The following is a 1,227-nucleotide window of genomic DNA, read 5'->3' on the forward strand; positions in this document are numbered from 1 at the left end:
AATATCTTTTAATTCAAAGCCCATGAACTATGAGCAAAAGCATCGAATGTTCTTCCACCTGTCTCTCTGTTAGGACTGGGCGGCTTTCTAGTAAAGAAATATACAAAATATGCGATTAAAGCAAAAATCGCTGTCTCCATCCCCATTAAACCCGCGACTTTTTGGACATTTTTCTCACCCCCTTGTCCTCCAAACTGGCTAATAACCATATCAACAGCTTTAATAACTCTATTTTCCTGTGTCATTACAGAAATAAAACCAGCATTTTGAAATCTACCATTTAAAGAATCAGCATTGGCCCTTAAAATCTGTGAAAAGAAAATCGCTACTGCAACAAAACATACTATACAATACTTGAATATTTTCATCATAACCACCTAATTACAATATTTAGTAAAATAAATTTTCTTTACCGCCCCCTCTAAATAGAAAACATTCCGTTATCTATATATAAAGTATATTTATCTTCTGATAATAAAAATATAATACAAAATTCAATTAATAATTTTATTTTAATTGTTATTTTTATATTATATTACACTTACAATATATCCGTTACATGTTTATTTAAGGATTGTCAATTATTTTATTTGTAATTTACATTGAGTAATTTAAAGATAAAAATATATTAAAATAAAGTTATTTTATTGTTTTTATTATAAATTTAGCTTTATTATCATAACTATTATTATGATTTTATAATATAAAAAATATCAATATGTTGTTTTTTTAGTTACATGCAATGTTTTTATTTTTTTGTATAATATAGTAAAATAAATATTTTTATAAAATATTTTTCCTTAGTATAGATTGAGAAAAAATATTTACCCCAGCTACAATTAGCGTAAGAACCAGCTTAACTCTTTGATTGAAAAAGCTAAATTAGATAAGATAAGGGATAACTTTGGTGAATGCACTAAATCTAATACCATAAGCTATTACACATTTCAACGTTTTCACAGCCATGCGTTTCTACCAGAACATGGAATAATTTTAATAAAGTTCATTGTCTTCCACAATTATAACTTTCTAACATTAATATAATTCCACGATTTTAAGATAAAATAGAGAAATAAAAATGAGTCCACCTTCTTTCTAACCAAGATAAAATGATTAAAATATAAATCATAAAAAATTTAATAATGTCCAATAAAAGCATTTTTGCACAAACCTTTGTAATGCTAATCGTTATACTTCTTCAGTTTATCAAAATGATAATCTAGAATA

General features: G+C 25.4%; 1 protein-coding gene. It reads right to left on the minus strand.

The window, feature by feature from the left end; translation table 11 throughout:
• Positions 1 to 8: 8 nt before the first annotated feature.
• Positions 9 to 368: a hypothetical protein gene (locus tag ACFIQE_RS10550; protein ID WP_375630137.1), complete on the minus strand. Its 360-nt coding sequence runs from the start codon at positions 366 to 368 to the stop codon at positions 9 to 11.
• Positions 369 to 1,227 lie beyond the last annotated feature (859 nt).

The sequence above is a fragment of the Bartonella sp. AA1HLJMS genome (assembly GCF_042197445.1).
GTDB lineage: Bacteria > Pseudomonadota > Alphaproteobacteria > Rhizobiales > Rhizobiaceae > Bartonella.

Bases quoted from the DNA above. Each gene is read 5' to 3' on its own strand.
- ACFIQE_RS10550 (WP_375630137.1), bottom strand. From the start codon at position 368: ATGAAAATATTCAAGTATTGTATAGTATGTTTTGTTGCAGTAGCGATT.